Annotated in this window: 20 protein-coding genes; 15 read left to right on the top strand and 5 right to left on the bottom strand. The window is 56.5% G+C overall.

The genetic code is table 11. From position 1 onward, the window contains the following. The first annotated feature begins 10 nt into the window (after positions 1–10). Together VIN76_RS01100 and VIN76_RS01095 are read left to right on the top strand one after the other, a co-directional pair. Positions 11–154, top strand: a complete 144-nt coding sequence (locus VIN76_RS01100) for an SDR family oxidoreductase (RefSeq protein WP_332039970.1) — start codon at positions 11–13, stop codon at positions 152–154. Continuing rightward, complete coding sequence (locus tag VIN76_RS01095; protein ID WP_332039967.1) at positions 151–315, top strand: hypothetical protein; 165 nt, start codon at positions 151–153, stop codon at positions 313–315. The genes VIN76_RS01100 and VIN76_RS01095 overlap by 4 nt, the downstream gene beginning before the upstream one ends. A 292-nt stretch (positions 316–607) precedes the next feature. Here the strand turns inward: VIN76_RS01095 and VIN76_RS01090 are convergent, their stop codons facing one another. Beyond that, positions 608–985: a hypothetical protein gene (locus VIN76_RS01090; protein WP_332039966.1), complete on the bottom strand. Its 378-nt coding sequence runs from the start codon at positions 983–985 to the stop codon at positions 608–610. A 123-nt stretch (positions 986–1,108) separates the two neighbouring features. On the opposite strand from VIN76_RS01090, the gene VIN76_RS01085 reads away from it, so the two are divergent. The 13 genes from VIN76_RS01085 to VIN76_RS01030 all read left to right on the top strand — a co-directional run bounded on the left by VIN76_RS01085 (position 1,109) and on the right by VIN76_RS01030 (position 12,559). Next, positions 1,109–2,119, top strand: a complete 1,011-nt coding sequence (locus VIN76_RS01085; RefSeq protein ID WP_332039965.1) for a Shedu anti-phage system protein SduA domain-containing protein — start codon at positions 1,109–1,111, stop codon at positions 2,117–2,119. After that, positions 2,026–2,322: a Shedu anti-phage system protein SduA domain-containing protein gene (locus VIN76_RS16235; RefSeq protein WP_414696243.1), complete on the top strand. Its 297-nt coding sequence runs from the start codon at positions 2,026–2,028 to the stop codon at positions 2,320–2,322. The genes VIN76_RS01085 and VIN76_RS16235 overlap by 94 nt, the downstream gene beginning before the upstream one ends. A gap of 567 nt (positions 2,323–2,889) precedes the next feature. After that, complete coding sequence (gene trbB, locus VIN76_RS01080) at positions 2,890–3,885, top strand: P-type conjugative transfer ATPase TrbB (RefSeq protein ID WP_332039964.1); 996 nt, start codon at positions 2,890–2,892, stop codon at positions 3,883–3,885. Then, positions 3,882–4,214: a TrbC/VirB2 family protein gene (locus VIN76_RS01075; protein ID WP_332039963.1), complete on the top strand. Its 333-nt coding sequence runs from the start codon at positions 3,882–3,884 to the stop codon at positions 4,212–4,214. Before trbB ends, VIN76_RS01075 begins: the two co-directional genes overlap by 4 nt. Next, the gene (locus VIN76_RS01070; protein WP_332039962.1) at positions 4,214–4,495 is read left to right on the top strand and encodes a VirB3 family type IV secretion system protein; all 282 of its coding nucleotides are present in this window, start codon (positions 4,214–4,216) and stop codon (positions 4,493–4,495) included. The genes VIN76_RS01075 and VIN76_RS01070 overlap by 1 nt, the downstream gene beginning before the upstream one ends. Before the next feature lie 7 nt (positions 4,496–4,502). Beyond that, positions 4,503–6,962 (top strand): conjugal transfer protein TrbE, encoded by a 2,460-nt coding sequence (gene trbE / locus VIN76_RS01065; protein WP_332039961.1) that lies wholly within the window; start codon positions 4,503–4,505, stop codon positions 6,960–6,962. Between the two features lie 14 nt (positions 6,963–6,976). Then, the gene (gene trbJ / locus VIN76_RS01060; protein ID WP_332039960.1) at positions 6,977–7,717 is read left to right on the top strand and encodes a P-type conjugative transfer protein TrbJ; all 741 of its coding nucleotides are present in this window, start codon (positions 6,977–6,979) and stop codon (positions 7,715–7,717) included. Positions 7,718–7,726: 9 nt separating this feature from the next. Then, complete coding sequence (gene trbK-alt / locus VIN76_RS01055) at positions 7,727–8,089, top strand: putative entry exclusion protein TrbK-alt (protein WP_332039959.1); 363 nt, start codon at positions 7,727–7,729, stop codon at positions 8,087–8,089. A 1-nt stretch (position 8,090) separates the two neighbouring features. Further along, the gene (gene trbL / locus VIN76_RS01050; RefSeq protein WP_332039958.1) at positions 8,091–9,404 is read left to right on the top strand and encodes a P-type conjugative transfer protein TrbL; all 1,314 of its coding nucleotides are present in this window, start codon (positions 8,091–8,093) and stop codon (positions 9,402–9,404) included. A gap of 2 nt (positions 9,405–9,406) precedes the next feature. Next, complete coding sequence (trbF, locus tag VIN76_RS01045; RefSeq protein ID WP_332039957.1) at positions 9,407–10,090, top strand: conjugal transfer protein TrbF; 684 nt, start codon at positions 9,407–9,409, stop codon at positions 10,088–10,090. Further along, positions 10,087–11,094: a P-type conjugative transfer protein TrbG gene (gene trbG, locus VIN76_RS01040; RefSeq protein WP_332039956.1), complete on the top strand. Its 1,008-nt coding sequence runs from the start codon at positions 10,087–10,089 to the stop codon at positions 11,092–11,094. The genes trbF and trbG overlap by 4 nt, the downstream gene beginning before the upstream one ends. Beyond that, positions 11,091–12,320: a TrbI/VirB10 family protein gene (locus VIN76_RS01035; protein ID WP_332039955.1), complete on the top strand. Its 1,230-nt coding sequence runs from the start codon at positions 11,091–11,093 to the stop codon at positions 12,318–12,320. The genes trbG and VIN76_RS01035 overlap by 4 nt, the downstream gene beginning before the upstream one ends. Beyond that, positions 12,317–12,559 carry a DUF2274 domain-containing protein gene (locus tag VIN76_RS01030; RefSeq protein ID WP_332039954.1) on the top strand — a complete coding sequence of 81 codons (243 nt, stop codon included), beginning with the start codon at positions 12,317–12,319 and terminating at the stop codon, positions 12,557–12,559. The genes VIN76_RS01035 and VIN76_RS01030 overlap by 4 nt, the downstream gene beginning before the upstream one ends. On the opposite strand, the gene VIN76_RS01025 is transcribed toward VIN76_RS01030, so the two are convergent. From VIN76_RS01025 to VIN76_RS01010, 4 genes are all read right to left on the bottom strand, one after another. Further along, positions 12,532–13,443: a LysR family transcriptional regulator gene (locus VIN76_RS01025; protein WP_332039953.1), complete on the bottom strand. Its 912-nt coding sequence runs from the start codon at positions 13,441–13,443 to the stop codon at positions 12,532–12,534. The two genes, VIN76_RS01030 and VIN76_RS01025, sit on opposite strands and share 28 nt — an antisense overlap. A 305-nt stretch (positions 13,444–13,748) precedes the next feature. Beyond that, positions 13,749–15,482, bottom strand: a complete 1,734-nt coding sequence (locus VIN76_RS01020; protein ID WP_332039952.1) for an N-acyl-D-amino-acid deacylase family protein — start codon at positions 15,480–15,482, stop codon at positions 13,749–13,751. 149 nt (positions 15,483–15,631) lie between these two features. After that, entirely contained in the window at positions 15,632–16,639 is a 1,008-nt protein-coding gene (locus VIN76_RS01015) for an alpha/beta hydrolase (protein ID WP_332039951.1), read from the bottom strand. Positions 16,640–16,998: 359 nt separating this feature from the next. Then, on the bottom strand, positions 16,999–18,282 hold the full coding sequence (locus VIN76_RS01010) for a tannase/feruloyl esterase family alpha/beta hydrolase (protein ID WP_332039950.1): 1,284 nt from the start codon (positions 18,280–18,282) through the stop codon (positions 16,999–17,001). Between the last annotated feature and the right edge of the window lie 404 nt (positions 18,283–18,686).

Raw genomic sequence — 18,686 nt, 5'->3', positions numbered from 1 at the left:
GGATGCGGCCATGGCCCAGATGAATGCGGCGAACCCACTTGGCCGGGTGGGCCAGCCGCTCGATATCGCGAACGGGGTTCTATACCTTGCATCTGACCTGTCTGTCTGGGTGACCGGTCTTGAACTTGTGATCGACGGAGGTTCTACCCTGTGATGCGCGGTACGCCCGAACCAGAGGAGTTCTCCGGTAAAGTCACCGAGCCGGTGCGCGCGCTCGGACAGGAACAATCGTCCGGTCTGGATCATCCCGGCTGCGTTCAGGGCCCAGGTGATCTTGTCGCACTCGGGACGGCGAGGGATTATCCAGACCGGTAGGCAATACCGGCGTCATGTATCAACCGGTGAATTTGCCTACGAGGGGCGTCTCGACAGTCTCCGTTACGGGGACATCGCGTGCAATGGCATTGTCAATTCCGGATAGAGCTCTGCGATCAAGGAGATATTTGATATTGATGTAAAGTTTTGGGGTGCGGTTATGTCTTTGGCCGTTTGTTGTTGTGGTTGATCCCCTCATCGAGATGTTTGTCCGCTTAGCTGTTGACCTATCACTTTATCGCGATGTGTATGCGCAAACAGTGCCCCGGGGCATAGCAACTTATGCCTGTCATCAAGCGCGACAAGTTGCGCGACTTGCTCGCACATCAGGCGGTGAAATGGATTCCTGCCGCCCTTGGTATTGCGCCGCCCGTGCATCGTCAGGCTTGAGGTTGCGTCCCTGATACCAGCGGCAAGTCGGATCGCTGCCAGAATAGTGCTGGAAGAGCGGACGTGCGATGCCCCGCAGTTTCGACGTGCGAATATAGACCGGGCTTTCGCAGGCCATACACCAGGCAACGAGGCCATCTTTGCCGTTCCGGCGGTCCGTAATTCGATCACGGATTAGGCCCCAGCTATCGTCAGGCATAGTCAGCAGTTCGTGAGCCGTGATCGGTCCAATCCGCTCTACGAATGCCGCATCGATTATTCGCTGTGGTGCTCTTGCCATTTTTCCACCTTACCGCGATAAAGGAACAGAGCAAGAACCACATTCAAATTGGTCGCGGGAGATCGCCTGTGCACCATTCTCGGGTAGGATATTGAACAAGAATTCGATTTTTTGGGGGGCGACGTGACTGAAGAATACGACGAACAAAAATGGTTCTATGACCGCAGAACGGACAAGACCATCATCGGCAGAGCTTTCAGCAATAAACTGACTGGCGAGAAGTTGCGAATCGCTTCACATATCGTTGAAGGCGAACCTGGGCTGAAGTTTGCTGAGGTGAATGACGAAGTTATCCTACGCCAAACTCCTGCGGGACGGTATGAAATTAAAGCTACCTACTTCGTCGATGACAGGAAGATTGAAACACTGACAATCCAAAGGTTCAGCAGCAAGTCTGGACCATTGGAAAAACAACATTTTTCATTTGTAGGCGCAGAGATCGACACCTTGCTTCAATTCGTGGCGGGTATCAAAGCAATGAATCTCGACGGGGATGGCAAAGTTCATCTGGCCGATGATGTATTACGCGAAATTGTCCTCGATGAAGGGCAGGCGCGACAATTTTTTGCAAAAAACCTCGACGTCTTTCTGGAACTCGCACAGAGTGAAGAAGTTACCCGCGATGTTGTCGCGTTGGGATACCGTCGGAAGCAACTGGCCCACTTTGAGAAGCTGCTTTCTGATTCTGATTTCTTCGAGGGTGAAAAGCAACGGATGAAATGTCGGCCAGAGGACGTCTGGCAAATATTCTTTGAAACAAACACGTGGATTTTCGGATATGGCCTCGCCTACCAATTCCTTTCCGCACTAGACGATCAAAAGCTGGAGCAAATTGTGCAAGGTTACGACGTAACCGGCCCCGGCAAGCGTTCCGATGGGTTAATGAAAACCCATGGCCTGATAGGTTCGCTTTGCTTCGTCGAGATCAAGCGGCACGACACCGATCTTCTGGCCAAAAGCGAATATAGGTCTGGAGTATGGGGGCCATCTGTCGAACAACCTCGGCCACCGCGCAGGTTCAAGGGACGGTTCAGGCTGCGATTGAGAAAATTGGGCAACGGATGTCACCAACGAGCACGGGTGGCGATCCTACCGGCGAAGACCTGTTTAATATCGAGCCTCAATCCTTTCTAGTGATCGGTTCGCTTGATGAATTCTACGCTGATCATGGGGTGAATGTATCGAAGTTCCGCTCGTTTGAACTTTATCGACGGAACACGTCGCGGCCTGAAATCGTTACCTTTGATGAACTGCTCGAACGCGCTCGGTTTATTGCCGAACACGGCCCTACCGAATACGTCCCGGACCCACGGAACGATGACGACATACCCTTCTAGACTTCATTTTCACAAGAACGTGCGTTTGATAGTCGCGCCAGTTCCTCACAAAGTTCATTTCTTTGATCATGTTGCGAGCCATAACGGGTCAAGGGCGTGTCCCACACTCCAATGTCGGCAAAGCTCTCAGCTTTTCTAAAAAGCAGACAGTCTTTATACGGCCCGAACGAGACTTGAAAGCGAGCAAACGTTTTTGTCCGCTTTACACTCAATAATCGCCATTCAGCCCATCGCAAAACCGCGTCCGCTTTCGGTAAATCAGCAAACGACCTGTAATGACCGCAAATGGGGCGCTTAGCGGACACAGGATTGGACTGGAGCGAATATTTGAAAATTGAATGGTAAGCAGATGACTGGGTTCAATCAGTAATTCTTCAGCTTTCGAGCAAATTTGGAACGAACTGACATTATTGCGTCAATCACACTGCAGGCCACAACGCTATCCCCTGTCTTTTTGCGCTACATTACGACGCAAACAAATTGCTGTTGAATATGAGCCAATAATGGCTCTCTTACCTGACCTCACCCACCCGCCACTTCTTGGCAGAGCTGTTTTGAGGTCAAAATATGAGCGTCATACCCATCCGGTCAGAAGCTTTTTCGCGTGGCACGCGTATGCTGCGCACTGCGCTTGGTCCTGCGGTTGCGCTCTGGCTTGATGATGCGAATGTCATCGAAGTCATGCTCAACCCCGATGGACGGCTCTGGATCGACCGATTGGGGACAGGGATTTGCGATACCGGCGATCAAATGTCCGCTGCTGATGGCGAGCGCATCATCCGCCTTGTCGCACACCATGTCGGCGTCGAAATCCACAGCGGCTGTCCCCGCGTGTCTGCCGAACTCCCTGAAACTGGCGAACGCTTTGAAGGACTAATCCCGCCCGTCGTCGCTGCCCCCAGTTTTGCAATCCGCAAACCTGCCGTCGCTGTATTCTCGCTCGACGATTATGTGACCGCTGATATCATGACGGGGGCGCAGGCTGACATATTGCGCCGTTCCGTGCTGACCCGCAAAAATATCCTGGTCGCAGGCGGAACATCGACCGGCAAAACCACGCTTACCAATGCGCTGCTGGCAGAGGTTGCACAAACCAGCGACCGTGTTGTGCTCATAGAAGACACACGCGAGTTGCAATGTAAGTCGCCTAATCTTGTTGCGCTGCGCACCAAAGACGGCGTTGCAACCCTCTCCGATCTTGTACGCTCGGCTTTGCGCCTGCGCCCGGACCGCATCCCGATTGGCGAAGTCCGGGGAGCAGAAGCACTCGATTTGTTGAAGGCTTGGGGCACAGGTCATCCTGGCGGCATCGGTACGATCCATGCCGGGACCGCCATCGGTACATTGCGCCGGATGGAGCAGCTTATTCAGGAGGCGGTGGTCACCGTCCCGCGCGCGCTCATCGCAGAAACCATCAACATCATCGCCGTTCTTGTCCGTGACGGAAAAGGTCGCCGTCTGGCAGAGCTCGCCCGCGTCGACGGGCTCGGGCCAGATGGTGAATATCAGATTTCATCGCTTTGCCCTTCGACTTCCCTTTCAAAATCCGGAGACTCTACATGATTAAGAGCTTATCCTTTGGCCGCGAGCGACTGGCAACCGCTAGCCTTGTCCTGTTCGTTGGTATCGCGCTCAGCAGCCCGGCGCAGGCGGCGGGGTCTTCCATGCCCTGGGAAGCACCGCTTCAATCGATCCTGGAGTCCATCCAGGGCCCGGTCGCCAAAATCATGGCGGTGATCATCATCATCGCAACCGGCCTGACCCTGGCATTTGGCGATACCGCAGGCGGGTTCCGGCGGCTCATCCAGATTGTCTTCGGTCTGTCGATTGCTTTTGCTGCCAGCAGCTTTTTCCTCAGCTTCTTCAGCTTTGGCGGCGGGGCGCTCGTTTGATGGATTTTCAAAATGACCCTTCCGGATCAATCCCCGGCTTCACCGTCCCGGTGCACCGCGCGCTGACCGAGCAGATGTTGTTAGGCGGTGCGCCGCGCGGCCTTGCAATCGCCAATGGAACGCTGGCTGGTGCGGTTGGCCTTGGGCTGAGGCTCTGGCTGGTCGGTCTGGTGCTCTGGGGTATTGGCCATGCGCTTTCGGTCTGGGCGGCCAAACGTGATCCGCAATTTGTCGATGTCGCGCGGCGGCACATGCGCTTTCCCAATTATCTGAAAGTCTGAGGCAGCTATGTTGAACCTGCGTGAATATCGACACAAAACCTCCAGCCTGGCTGACTTTCTGCCCTGGGCAGCGCTGATTGCTGAAGGCGTGATCCTCAATAAGGATGGCAGCTTCCAGCGCAGCGCGCGTTTTCGTGGGCCCGACCTTGATAGCGCCACGCCGTCTGAACTGGTCGGCACGACCGCACGGCTCAATAATGCGCTGCGGCGACTGGGGTCTGGCTGGGCGATATTTGTTGAAGCGGTGCGGCGGCCTGCGCTCGATTATCCAGAAAGTGCTTTTCCCGACCCGGCCTCAGCGTTGGTCGAGCGCGAACGCGCCGAACAATTTGCCGAACAAGGCGCGCATTATGAAAGTGCCTATTATCTGACATTGCTGTGGATGCCGCCAGCAGAAGATGCCGCACGCGCAGAAAACTGGCTCTATGAGGGTAAAGCGGAAAAAGGGGTCAATCCGCGCGAACATTTAAAGAGTTTTGTTGATCGCACGGACCGGGTGCTTGGGCTTATCGAAGGTTTCGTCCCTGAAGCACGGTGGCTTTCTGATAGGGAAACGCTGACCTATTTACACAGCACGGTGTCGACAAACACGCAAAATGTCCGCGTTCCCGAAACCCCGATGCATCTTGACGCGCTACTGGCCGACGAGCCGCTGACTGGCGGACTTGAGCCAAGACTGGGCAACCAGCATCTGCGCACACTCACGGTGATCGGGTTTCCAAGCGCAACCTTCCCCGGCATTCTCGATGAGATGAACCGGCTCGCCTTTCCTTATCGCTGGTCTACGCGTGCATTGATGCTCGACAAGGCCGATGCGACCAAATTACTCGGCAAAATACGCCGCCAATGGTTCGCCAAACGCAAATCGGTTGCTGCTATCCTGAAAGAAGTGATGACCAATGAAGCATCGACACTGCTGGACAATGATGCGTCGAACAAGGCGGCGGATGCGGACATGGCCTTGCAGGAACTGGGCTCGGACATGCTCGGGCAATGCTATGTCACCGCCACCGTCACGGTGTGGGATACAGATCCCGCCATTGCCGCAGAAAAGCTGCGTCTTGTTGAAAAAATCATTCAGGGCCGCGATTTCACAGTCATTGCCGAGGGTATGAATGCCATTGAAGCCTGGCTCGGCAGTCTGCCTGGCCATGTCTATGCCAATGTCCGGCAGCCGCCTATTTCCACCCTTAACCTTGCCCACATGCTTCCTCTCTCAGCCGTGTGGGCCGGGCCGGAACGGGACGAGCATTTTGCAGCTCCCCCTGTGCTGTTCGGTAAAACCGAAGGCTCGACCCCGTTCCGGTTTTCCTTGCATGTCGGCGATGTCGGTCATTCCCTGATTGTCGGCCCCACCGGCGCGGGAAAATCCGTGTTGCTGGCGCTGATGGCGATGCAGTTCCTGCGTTATGAGCAGGCGCAAATCTTTGCCTTTGATTTTGGCCGATCAATCCGCGCCGCAGCTTTGGCCTGCGGCGGGGACTGGCAGGATCTGGGGAGCAGTCTGCATAGCGGTAATGAGCAAGAGGGAGCATCGGGCAGTAATGTTCAATTGCAGCCGCTTGCCAATATCCACAGCGCGGCGCAGCGCGGTTGGGCGGCGGACTGGCTGGCGGCGATATTGGCATCAGAAGGCGCCGTGATTGACCCGCAGGCAAAGGAACATATCTGGTCGGCGTTGAACTCGCTTGCAAGCGCCCCCGTCTCCGAACGGACACTGACGGGACTGGCGGTGCTGCTCCAATCGCAAAGCCTCAAACAGGCGCTCGCGCCTTATCTAGTGGGCGGCCCCTATGGCCAGCTGCTCGATGCCGAGAACGAACATCTAGGCGATGCACGCATTCAGGCATTTGAGACTGAAGGCCTGACCGGTTCGGCAGCGGCACCTGCGGTATTGTCTTATCTGTTCCACCGGATCGAAGGGCAGCTCGACGGTTCACCAACCTTGATCATCATCGATGAAGGCTGGCTGGTGCTCGACAGTCCGGCTTTTGCGGCCCAGCTTCGCGAATGGCTCAAGACCTTGCGCAAGAAAAATGCCAGCGTGATTTTTGCAACGCAAAGCCTTGCCGATATTGAGGGCAGTGCGATTGCACCTGCGATCATCGAAAGTTGCCCAACGCGAATATTCCTGCCCAACGAGCGTGCCATCGAGCCGCAGATATTGGCTATCTATCGCCGCTTTGGCCTCAATGACCGGCAGATCGAGATTTTGGCACGGGCGACACCAAAACGCGATTATTATTGTCAGAGCGCGAGCGGCAATAGGCTGTTCGAACTTGGCCTTGGAGAGGTCGCGCTCGCGTTTGCCGCGACATCGTCAAAAACCGATCAACTCAAGATTGATGAATTGGTTGATGAGCATGGCACCGACAATTTTGCCGATATCTGGCTGCGCCACCGCGGCCTGGATTGGGTGGCCGATCTGCTTCCCGGTTTTATCACCCCAAAAGTCCCTCAAGCCTAGGAAGGAAAATTGCCATGACCACTTCGCGTTTCAAAAAATCGGTTTTGGCGTCTGTTGCCGTAGCCAGCATGATGTTGGCGACTGCGCCCGCAAGAGCCATAGTCGTCTATGATCCGACCAACTATGCGCAAAATGTCTTGTCTGCTGCGCGTGCACTCGAACAGATCAACAACCAGATCCGCGGCTTGCAAAATCAGGCAACCTCGCTGCTCAACGATGCAAAAAACCTGACCAGCTTGCCGCTCTCGGTGCTCGGGCCTATGCAACAACAAATCCGGCAGACGCAGCAATTGCTTAATCAAGCCCAGAATCTCGCCTATGATGTCCGGGCAATCGATCAGGAATTTGCGCAAAAATACAAAAATATCGACCTCAATACCTCGCAGGAAACACTGGTCAACGATGCGCGCTCACGCTGGAGCAATAGTGTCGGGGCGTTTGAAGATGCGCTCAAAGTGCAGGCAGGCGCGGTCCAAAATATCGAAGGTGCGCGCGGTTCGATGAGCCGACTTGTCACGGCCAGCCAGTCTGCATCAGGTGCCTTGCAAGCGGCCCAGGCAGGCAATCAGATGCTGGCACTGCAATCACAGCAGCTTGCCGATCTGACCGCGATGATGGCGTCTATTGGCCGCGCACAATCGCTTGAAGCCGCGCAAAAGGCGGCGGCGCAGGCGCAGGGCCGCGAACAGTTGCGGCGTTTTATGGATGGTGAGAAGGGCTATGTTCCTGCCAACGCCTCCATGTTCCGCAACTAGGCGGAGTCCATGAAAAGCTTAGCCTGTATTGCAGCGGCGGCCACCCTAGGGATCGCAATCACCATGACGTTGATCCAGATGCAAGAGCCTTCGCCGCGGAAGACCGAGAGCATCAATGTCCCGCCCGGTGAACGCGACGACGATCCGGTACGCAGCGAACTGCGGCGATGCCAGAAGCTGGGAGCGGCGGGCGTGGACGATGCGCGCTGCCTCAAAGCCTGGGCAGAAATGCGCAGTCGCTTCTTCCGCTCCAGCGTGGCGGCCAATCCGGGGCTGCGCGAGGATGTTGCGCTGCCGGCTGCAGATACCGCGAGCGATGAGGCGGAACTGGCTGACATACCCACCATTCCTCCAATAGAGGAAGGCAATTGATATGGGCGGAACCGGCGTCGTTGATCGCTTTCTCGATATATTCGCCCGCTATATTGATAGCGGTTTTGGTCTGTTGGGTGGAGAAGTAGCATTTATCGCGACCACCTTGATCGTTATTGATGTTACGCTGGCGGCTTTATTCTGGTCATGGGGCGAGGGCGATGACATTATCGCCAAGCTCGTCAAGAAAACACTGTTTGTTGGAGCTTTTGCCTATATCATCGGCAACTGGAACGCTCTGGCGCGGATTATCTTCGAGAGCTTCGCGGGACTAGGCCTCAAAGCCAGCGGGGGCAGCATCAGCGCGGCCGAGCTTTTGCAGCCGGGGCGAATCGCGCAGGTTGGCCTCGATGCAGGACAACCTTTGCTCGATTCCATCGCCGATTTGATGGGCTATGTCAGCTTCTTTGAAAATTTCATTCAGATCATGATCCTGCTGTTCGCCTGGGTGATTGTGCTGCTGGCCTTCTTCATTCTTGCGATCCAGCTGTTTATCACGCTGATTGAGTTCAAGCTGACGACGCTTTGCGGCTTCATTCTCATTCCCTTCGGGCTGTTCGGCAAGACCGCCTTCATGGCTGAGCGCGTGCTGGGCAATGTCGTCTCCTCGGGTATCAAGGTGCTGGTGCTCGCGATTATCGTCGGTATCGGCTCAACCCTGTTCACCGAGTTTACCGCTGCCATCGGCCCAGCCGAACCCACAATCGAAGATGTCATGGGCATTGTTCTTGCTAGCCTGTCTTTGCTTGGCCTCGGCATTTTTGGTCCCGGCATTGCAAACGGCATCGTCTCGGGTGGCCCGCAGCTTGGCGCTGGTGCTGCGGCAGGCACAGCATTGGCTGCAGGCGGTCTCGCGGTTGGCGCCGCTGCTGGTGCAAAACTGGCAGGCGGAGCAGCGGCAAGTGCAGCCTCCGGCATGGCGCATGGCAGCGCGAAGGCCGCAGGCGGTGCGACTACAGCTTACAGTATTGGTTCAGCAGGAAAAAGCGGCGGTGCTGCCGCCGTATCGGGAATGGCTTCGGTGGGTAAAAGCGCGGGCCATGCCGCGATGTCACCTTTGCGCAAGGCCGCCGACTCAATGAAGTCGAGCTTCCGCGATGGCGGGCGCAGTGCAATTACCGCAGCAGGCGGCACGATCAGCGGCGGGGGCGAGCCTTCTTCCGCTGGGACAAGCGGTGCTACGCAGCCCGCCTGGGCCAAGGCCATCAAAAACCGTCAGTCGGTTGGTCATGCCGCTACCGTCACCGCGCATACGCTTCGTTCGGGCGATGGCGGCGGAGCAGGCGCGTCCATTGACACCAAGGAAAAGGAATAAGCATGTTTAGCAGACCTTCAATCCGTTATGGCAAAACGCCGCAGCCAGAAACCCCCTATCAGCGCGCCGCGCAGGTCTGGGATGATCGGATCGGTTCGGCTCGCGTGCAAGCCAAAAACTGGCGGCTTGCTTTTTTCGGCATGCTATTTCTGTCGAGCGGTCTGGCTGCCGGCCTTGTCTGGCAAGGCGCGCGCGGATCGATTGTGCCTTGGGTGGTGCAGGTCGATAAATTTGGCGAAGCACAGGTCGTGGGGCCAGCAGATGTCCCACCGGAGCCGAGCGACCCGCAAATAGCATTTCACCTGGCAAAGTTTATCGAAAACGTGCGCGGCATCCCGGCTGATCCGGTCATCGTGCGTAACAACTGGTTTCATGCCTATCAGTTCACTTCGCCCAAGGGCGCATTGGTTTTGAATGATTACGCCCGCACCAATGATCCCTTTGCCGATATCGGCAAGGAACAGATCGCGGTCGATGTCGCCTCTGTTATTCGCGCATCGCCTTCGAGCTTTCGGGTCGCCTGGACCGAGCGGCGTTACCGCGATGGCAGTCTGGCAGAGACAAGCCGCTGGTCAGCAATCCTCACCGTATCAATTAGTCCGCCGCGAACGCCTGATGCCCTGCGCAAAAACCCGCTCGGCCTCTTCATTGATGCCATCAACTGGTCAAAGGAACTTGGATCATGAAATTTTTACAAAGCAAGGTTTTTTCGCTTTCCAGCGTAGTCTTGATGACGACGGCCTGCCTGGCGTCTTATCCGGCAACAGCTAACAAGATTAATTATGAGGCGGCGGTCCAAGCTCAGCGGGTGCCCGATCCGCCCAAGCAGGTTGAGATTGTCGCAATGCCGGTGCCCTTGCCGCTGCCCCAGCAGCTCAAACCTGTCCCCAAAGCAAGGCAATCGCGCAAATCGGTAAAGCCAGTTGTCCCTACCAGACGAATTGCCAACGCCAATGAGGCTGCGCGCGTCCAACCGGCAAGCGACGGGTTTTTTAATGCCATCCAGCAATATGCTTATGCCGATGGCGCGCTCTATCAGGTCTATGCCGCCCCGGGGCAAGTGACCGATATTATGCTGCAGGAAGGTGAGGAACTGGTGGGAAGCGGTCCCGTTGCTGCGGGCGATACGGTGCGGTGGATTATCGGCGATACCATCAGCGGGGCGGGCCCAACATCCCGCGTCCATATATTGGTCAAACCGACACGTAATGATTTGAAGACCAATATGGTGATCAACACCGACCGGCGCACTTATCATTTAGAACTCACGGCTAGTCCTTCTACCTATATGGCGTCGGTATCCTGGAATTATCCGCAGGATGCATTGTTTGCGCTACGGGCCAAAAATGCGCGGGACGCGGCTTCTGTCCCGGTTGCTAGCGGCATCAATATAGGCGCACTCAATTTTGGCTATGATATCAAAGGTGACAAGCCGGACTGGCGGCCAATCCGCGTCTTCGATGATGGCATTCGGACCTTTGTTGAATTTCCCGAAAGCATATCTCAAGGCGAAATGCCGCCGATATTCGTTATCGGAACGAGCGGGCAGGGCGAGCTGGTCAATTTTCGTGTCTCCGGTCGGCATTTGATAGTGGACCGGCTGTTTGCTGCCGCTGAACTGCGCCTCGGCGATAAGAAATCCGAACAAAAGGTGCGGATCATCCGCGCCAAGCGAAGTGCGCGCAAATGACGGGAGTTGGAAATGAGGTAGACCATGAGGAGTCCAAACAGCGAAAGACTGAACCACGCTCACCTGCACCGAACCTGAAACTGCGCGGCGAGATACCGCGGGTGGTGCGGCTCTCACGCAAGACCATCGGTATTGGCAGCGCGGTCATATTGATCGGGCTTGGCGGCCTGTTCACTTATGCGCTGCAATCGACAAACGATGCCCCGCCGACAGAATTATTTTCTGACCAAGCCAGCAGTCTTCCGGATGGGCTTTCCGGCGCACCAAAGGATTATAGCGAGGTTCCGGAATTGGGCCCGCCATTACCGGGAGATCTGGGCAAGCCGATTCTTGATGCGCAGCAGCGCGGTGATATTGTTGAATTGCCTCCGATAGGAGCGCAGTCACCTGTGCCTTCGTCCCAAGTTAGCGATGCGGAAACTGCGCGGCAATTAGCATTACAAGAACGCGAAGCGGCGCGCCTTAGCCGCTTATTTTTAGGCGAAGCGAATGGTTCCAAAACTGCTGTCAATCAGACACCGCCACGGGATTTGCGCGGCGCATTAACTGGTAATGATACGCAGCCGCCCGCAACAGGAGAAAAAACTCCTGCCTCCGGTTTTCTGCAAAGAACGACCAGTCGTCAGACCATTTCCAGTGAACGATTGTCCATGCCTGCAAGTCCCAATATCATTCAGGCGGGGAGTATCATTTCTGCGGCATTGATTACCGGCATTCGGTCTGACTTGCCGGGTCAGATCACCGCGCAGGTCACGCAGAATGTCTATGACAGTCCTACGGGACAGATATTGTTGATCCCGCAAGGGTCGCGGCTCATTGGCGAATATGACGCCGATGTGAGCTTTGGCCAAAACCGGGTTCTGCTGGCATGGGACCGGTTGATCCTGCCCGGTGGTCGCTCAATCCTGCTGGACCGCCAGCCCGGCGCGGATGCGCGCGGCTTTGCCGGATTGCAGGATGGCACCAACTATCATTGGGGTAGTGTTCTCAAGGCGGCACTGGTTTCCAGCCTTTTGGGAATTGGGGCTGAGGTCGGCTCGGGTAACGATGATAATCTCACGAGAGCCCTTCGGCGCGGAACGCAGGATAGCGTCAACCAGTCTGGGCAACAAATTGTAGGAAGAGAGCTCAGTATAAAACCGACGCTCACTATCAGGCCAGGTTTTCCGATGCGGGTGATTGTCACACGTGATTTGATACTAGCTCCCATTGGAGAGCGGCGATGACCAAGCTCAAACTGGATGATGTGATTGAGGATAAGCCGGTCAAGATGACAATTGAATTTCCGGCCGAAGTCTATTCTGATTTGCAGGACTATGCTGCTGTGATCAGTGAAGGACATAAAGACGTAAAACTTAAACCAGAAAAGCTCATTGTTGCGATGATTTCAAAATTTATGGCAACGGACCGAGAGTTTAAAAAGCTGCGCAGGAAAGTTCAGGTGAGGCCGACAGCCTCGGGATAACGCTCGTTGATAAGTTTGAAAAAACGTTTGAGCGCAGGATTTTCATTGTCGTCACGCCAATAGGCGCTAATATCAAGATGGGCATGGCCGCCGAGTTCGCTGATCTCGCGATAGGCTAGTCTTGGGCGCGCCGCGCCCAGAGCGCTTTCACCGACAAGGGTGATGAATTTTCCGAAGGGAACCATGCCCAGAATATTATCATGTCCCGTTTCCTGGGTAATGATATTGGCTTTATAGCCGTGTACAGCCATGCGCCCATCTAACAAGTCCGCAATAACCGACCCACTGTAACGGCTTGGCAGGACAAAGATTTCCTGCTGCAAATCTGTCCAATGGATATTTTCTGTTTCCAGCAAGGGATGGTTTTCCGGTAATGCAAGCATAAGCTTTTCTGACCAAAGTGAGCGTTTGGAAATGCCAATATCGGAAATCTCTCCGGCGTGGATAGCAATGTCGATGATACGGGACTGGATGCCGCTTAGCAGCCGCTCGGTTCCTGCTTCCACCCCATCCAGTTGCAAATCTGGGAATCGATTGAGATAATCGCCAAGCAGCACGTGCAAGTGACCAGTGGAAAGCGAAGATGAAAAACCGATAACCATTCGTCCGACTTCGCCATATTGGACGGACCGGGCGGTTGTTTTGAGATTATCAACATCGGTGATGATCCGGCGAGCGACTTCGAGGAAAGTGTTGCCGGTTTCGGTTGGGATTGCGCCGCGTGTTGTTCGCTCGAACAAAGTGATACCTAGTTGACCTTCTAGCAATGCGATACGCTTGCTCAGAGTTGATTGTTTTACGTTTAATGCGGCTGCGGCCCGGGAAAAGCTTTTGGTATCAGCCGCTGCGATGGCATAGCGTAATTGCTTAATTTCTATCGACAAAGGACATGGCTTTCATCTTCCGTGAGTGAAATGAGCGAACAATTAAAGATTTCCATTTATGAGACGAAACATCACGACAACTTCTCCCGGTTTCCATCGCTGCAACAACGCGATCTCGTAAATCAGTCGAATAGGGCCTCATCCATACTGGCCTCCATACCCAACCAACAGCTTGAATCACAAAATCAACCTCATGAAAACCCCATCGATTCAATCAGGTCGATTTCGACTCTAGAAGAAGCGTCAAGCTAAACTACTGATACCACTCAACTTAATTTCGGGTCAGACACTTAGACCAGTCACTTTCACGCCATTTGTTCGCCGCGCACGAGTCGGCCCGGTGTTTCGCCGGACCATTTTCCGTCTTCAAAGGTCACAATGCCCGACTTGACTGTCTGGCGATATCCCTTCGCGGTCTGCAGCAGGCGCGTTCCGCCTGCGGGCAAGTCTGGCACGATCTCCGGCGGGCTCAACGAGAGATTGTCGAGATCGATAACATTGAGGTCAGCAAGCTGGCCAACCATAATCGCGCCGCGGTCGTGCCAGCCGACATGGCGCGCATTGCGCTGTGTATATCCGTGCACCAGCGATTCCAGCGGCATTGAGAGGCCAGACTTCGAGCCTTTGGACCAAAACCCTATGGTCGTCGTGGGGAAGGAGCCGTCGCAGATCGAGCCGCAATGGGCACCACCATCCGAGAGGCCATAGAGTGCGTGCGGCTCAGTCATCATCCCATAAACATCGTCGAGATTGCCATTGGAGTAGTTATTGAATGGAAGGTAGATAAGCTGCCGTCCATTCTCTTCGAGCAGGGTATCATAGACATAACCATGCACGTTGCAGCCGAGGCGATCAGCTTCGGCTTGGAGAGAGGTCTCGGCGCTCGGTTCGTAGTCGACCGGATCAGTCATCCGGAACATCCGTGAATAGCCCTTGGTGATGGCGTGAGCATTGCCGGTGAAATTCACATCCGCATGCTCGGCAAGGATTTGCGCCCTCACTTCGGGCTTCCTCAGTTCGGTGACGAGTGCGTCGCCCTGTAGCGCGGCGGCGATCTTCTGATATGTCGGGCAGGCAATGAACGGGTTCGCGCTTGCCGCGAAGGAGAGTATCGCGCCGATCGAGCGTGAAGCTACCTGGGCGCTGACCGGAAGGCCGGACTCGCGCATCGAGGCAATCTCCGTGAAGATCTTGCGCCAACGGTCGGGTGCATCGTCATTTTGCTGCACCGTGAAGGAGAGGTTGCGGCCCGTCTGCTCGGCGATAGTGCGGATAAGGAGAAGCTCCCTGGCGGCGAAATCATCGTCATCGGTAAGATAGGCGTCGGATATGAGTTGGATGACCCCTTTGCCCGCCTGTTTTAACGCACGCGTGATTCCGAGCAGTTCTTCTTCCGAGGCGGTGAATGTTCCGATATTGTCGCCGTCGCGAGTGCGATGATTGACGGTGCGAGTAGTAGAGAAGCCCAGCGCGCCGGCCTGGATCGCTTCATAGGTCAGTTGCCGCATCCGTTCGATTTCTGCGGCGGTGGGAACGGCCAAATGGTCTGCACCACGATCCCCCATCACATAGGTACGCAGCGGCGCATGGGGCAGGTGCGCGCCGATGTCGATGGCGTAGGACCGGCGTGAGAGGGCATCGAGATAGTCCGGGAAACTTTCCCAATCCCAAGTGATGCCCTCGTGTAGCGCGGTGCCCGGGATGTCCTCGACGCCCTCCATCTGGGCGATGAGGAAATCATGCTTGTCGGGCCTAGCGGGCGCGAAGCCGACGCCGCAATTGCCCATCGCGGTCGAGGTAACACCGTTGATCGAGGAGGGCGCGAGCATCGCATCCCACGAGACCTGACCGTCATAGTGGGTGTGGATATCGACAAAGCCGGGGGTGACGATCGCACCCCCGGCATCAATCGTGCGCTTGGCGGTGCCTTCAACCTTGCCGACGGCGGCAATCTTGCCGTCCTTCACGCCGACATCGCCCCGGAATTTCGGTGCGCCGGTGCCGTCGACGATCTCGCCGTTCTTGATGATAAGGTCCATGACGGCCTCTCCCTAATGTGTAATACAGACCGCCAATGCCTAATTGTCGGGCGGCTTTTGGTCGAGGAACTTTAGCCGTGTGACGGCGGTCCGACCAATTCCCTTTGCTCCCGAGCCATTCCGTTGCATCGAATGCGGTCGGCGCCAGCTCACGCCGAGCGCGCTCCAGTTGCGTCAACAGGTTCTGACCCTAAGGCCCGCAGAAGCGCATCACGGCTGTCGCAGTACGCGCGCTGGGTCGTTCTGGCGTCCGGGACCAGGTGAAAGCCGTGGTAGGCGCCCGGATATACATGCAACTCGGTCGGGATGCCAGCGCGGATAAGGCGGTGTGCGTAAGCAATGTCTTCATCGACGAACAGGTCGAGCGCGCCGGTATTGATGAACGTCGCGGGCAACCCGCGCAAATCCGGAGCACGCGCCGCCGCCGCATAGTGAGAGACGTCCGGCCCTCCAGGTTCCGTCCCCAACAGACATTTCCACCCGAAGCGGTTGCTTTCCGCAGTCCAGACAAATTCGCCGGCGCAGGGATTTGAATCCTCGGTTACGCAGGTACGGTCATCAATCATCGGATATATGAGATGCTGGTAGGCCAGTGCATACTCGCCGCGATCACGCGCGAGCAGCGCCAGCGACGCCGCCAGACCGCCCCCGGCGCTCTCCCCCATGACGCCGATCCGCGATCGGTCGACGCCGAGTGCGTCCGCCTCGCCGACAAGCCAGGCGAGCGCCGCGTAGCAATCTTCAACCGCGCCCGGAAAACGTGTCTCCGGGGCCAGGCGATAGTCGACAGAGACTATGATACAGTCGAGTTCCATCGCCAGCCTGCGATGGCCGGGGATCATGGCATAGGCGTCGCCGCTGACGTAGCCGCCGCCATGGATGTGCAATATGGCACCGCGGGTGACACCAGCCTCCCGCGGAAGATGCAGCGCGATCCCCACATCCGGATCGTCGCCCGGGCCCGGAACGGTCCGGCGTAAGGTCTCGACCATCTCAACCGCCTTGGAATCCTCCTCAAGTTCCAGACGCGCGCCGAAGCCTGCCCGCAACGTCGGGAGAAGTTCCTCGCTCAGGGTTATCGGTGTCATCTTGTCGATGAAGTCGAGCAGATCCTGTTCGACGAGATGACGGGAACCGATCCGGCTATTGTCGGTCATTCAGGGCAATCCTTTCGGCGCGGCGGCCTGATCGAAGGCGCACAATGCCCTTCTCGTCCAGTAAAGATGACCGATCGACGGGGCGTGTCAAATGCATTCGTCAACATTTTTATTCCTGCAAGGCATGGTTGGAGGATAGATTGAAATCCGAGCCATGTACGGCAGGCATGGCTGAAGCCGATATATCCAATATTATCCCGAGCCGTCCCGTGTAGGCATCGCGGGCGATGGCCATCCCGCCAGCCGGCTCGACCAACTGCTGCCATGGAACTGGAAGGCAGATATATCCGTCAAGCCCTAGCAACGTGCAATGGCCGCTTATCTCCCAGTGCCCATGTCACGAGCACTGATTGAGCCAGTCAGGGCTTCGTTGATCGGGTACATACAAAACTATTTGCCGATCGTGTCGAACCCGTGCCGCGATACACGGCCTTTTGCGGGTAAGGGCAAATTGGCCGCTGCATGGATATTTCGCCCGAATCTTCGCTGGAGAATTTCGTCGCGATGATGCGATCGGGTGCCTCGCCCCTGTCGGTCCAGGCGATCAGGGCCGAGAAAATATCGTGCTGCGCGTCGTCCACCGGGGGTCTGGGCGGAATGCCAAGGGTGGCGTTGAAGGCGTCGGGGCCGGTGCCACCGCCACAGTGCATCATGCCGGGTGCAAGGAATAGACGCGCGTTGTTCTCGAGCTTACGGCCTCGCGCAATCTGTCCTGCCTGCCGCTCGTAGAAGGCAACCGACTGCTCGGGGGCGACCAGAGTGTCAGCCAATCCGTGATAGATAATCAACTTGCCGACGCGCGCGACGAATGCTTCAAGACTACCGCGCGTGGCGTCGTTCACGATCGGGTCGAGGAGCGTCTGTACCTTGGGCATGTCGCGATCGAAATCGAAGCTTTTCCAGTCCCAATCCGCACCGAAAACCCGTTTGAAGAGCGCCCCGAAAGGCGGCTCGCTGTTAATCGGGGTTTGCAGGAAGGACCAGCCGAATGTGTCAGGCATCTCGCTGCCTGGCAGCCAGCCGAAATAGCTTGCCTTGCTGTCATGGCTAGTCGGTCCTGAATAAAAGGCGCGGGCGGTCGCAACTTCGCTTCCGGTCAGACAATTGTCCGAGACTGCGCCATTGCATTGCAGCACCGCGGGGTCGAATTTGCAACTCATGGGATCCGAAACGAATCGATCCCCGGCCAATCCGTGACCTTGACGCCAGCAGGTCGCAATGGCGGCCTTGTTCAGAAGCTTTAGCTTGGCGTCCGAAATGAGGCTGCCCGGCGTTCGATGCGCCGCTGCATAATCCCACAGCACCGCCGCATGGCCCCAGGTCCGGTTGATGACCGGAGCGCCCACAAGGATGCCGTCATAATCTTCGGGGTAATAGAGCGATTCGATCAGACCTTGCTGCCCGCCGGTCGAACAGCCGGTGAAATAAGAGCGTTTGGCATCACGGCCATAGAATGCCTTGGTAAGCGCCTTTCCGGTCATGGTCATGACATGCGTGGATGAACGTGCCCAGTCCCGCCACTTTCGCGGCTGGCCGATGAGAGCATCGCCTTCCAGCGGGGTGGCAGGGGCCGTCCCGGTATCGGTCGTAGCGGAGGCAAATCCGCGCCGCAATCCCTCGGCCCATACCCGAATAACCGGCATTGAGCGCGCCTGCAAAGCCGCCGCTGCCATTGCCGTGAAAAACGCCGGCCCATCCCTCTGTCGGCAACCATATCTCGACACCGATGTCGGAGTCGGGCGCCGACCGCACGCGCGCGACGACACGGCAGAAACTGCGATGGCCGGGTGTCTCTCCCGCTATTGTCGTCTCGGCGGCCTTCGCCGGAACCAGCGCCGCTCTGACGATGCTTGTGTCGGGCAGGCGTAACTTTCCAAGCGCCGTGCAACGCGCGGCCATGGTATCCGGAGCCTGCGCCTGGACGGTAGCCGTCGTCGCTTTGCCCGGCGTAATCGTAACCATCATCAGAGCCGCTACTGCGGCAACGCTGTTCCTTCGCTGCATCATCCACACTCTCCTAAAAATCGCTATTTTCATCCAAACCCAA

The sequence above is a fragment of the Parasphingorhabdus sp. genome, assembly GCF_036568145.1.
Lineage (GTDB): Bacteria > Pseudomonadota > Alphaproteobacteria > Sphingomonadales > Sphingomonadaceae > Parasphingorhabdus.
The sequence above is the reverse complement of the archived record's forward strand: the minus strand, read 5'-3'. Positions and strand labels throughout refer to the sequence as shown.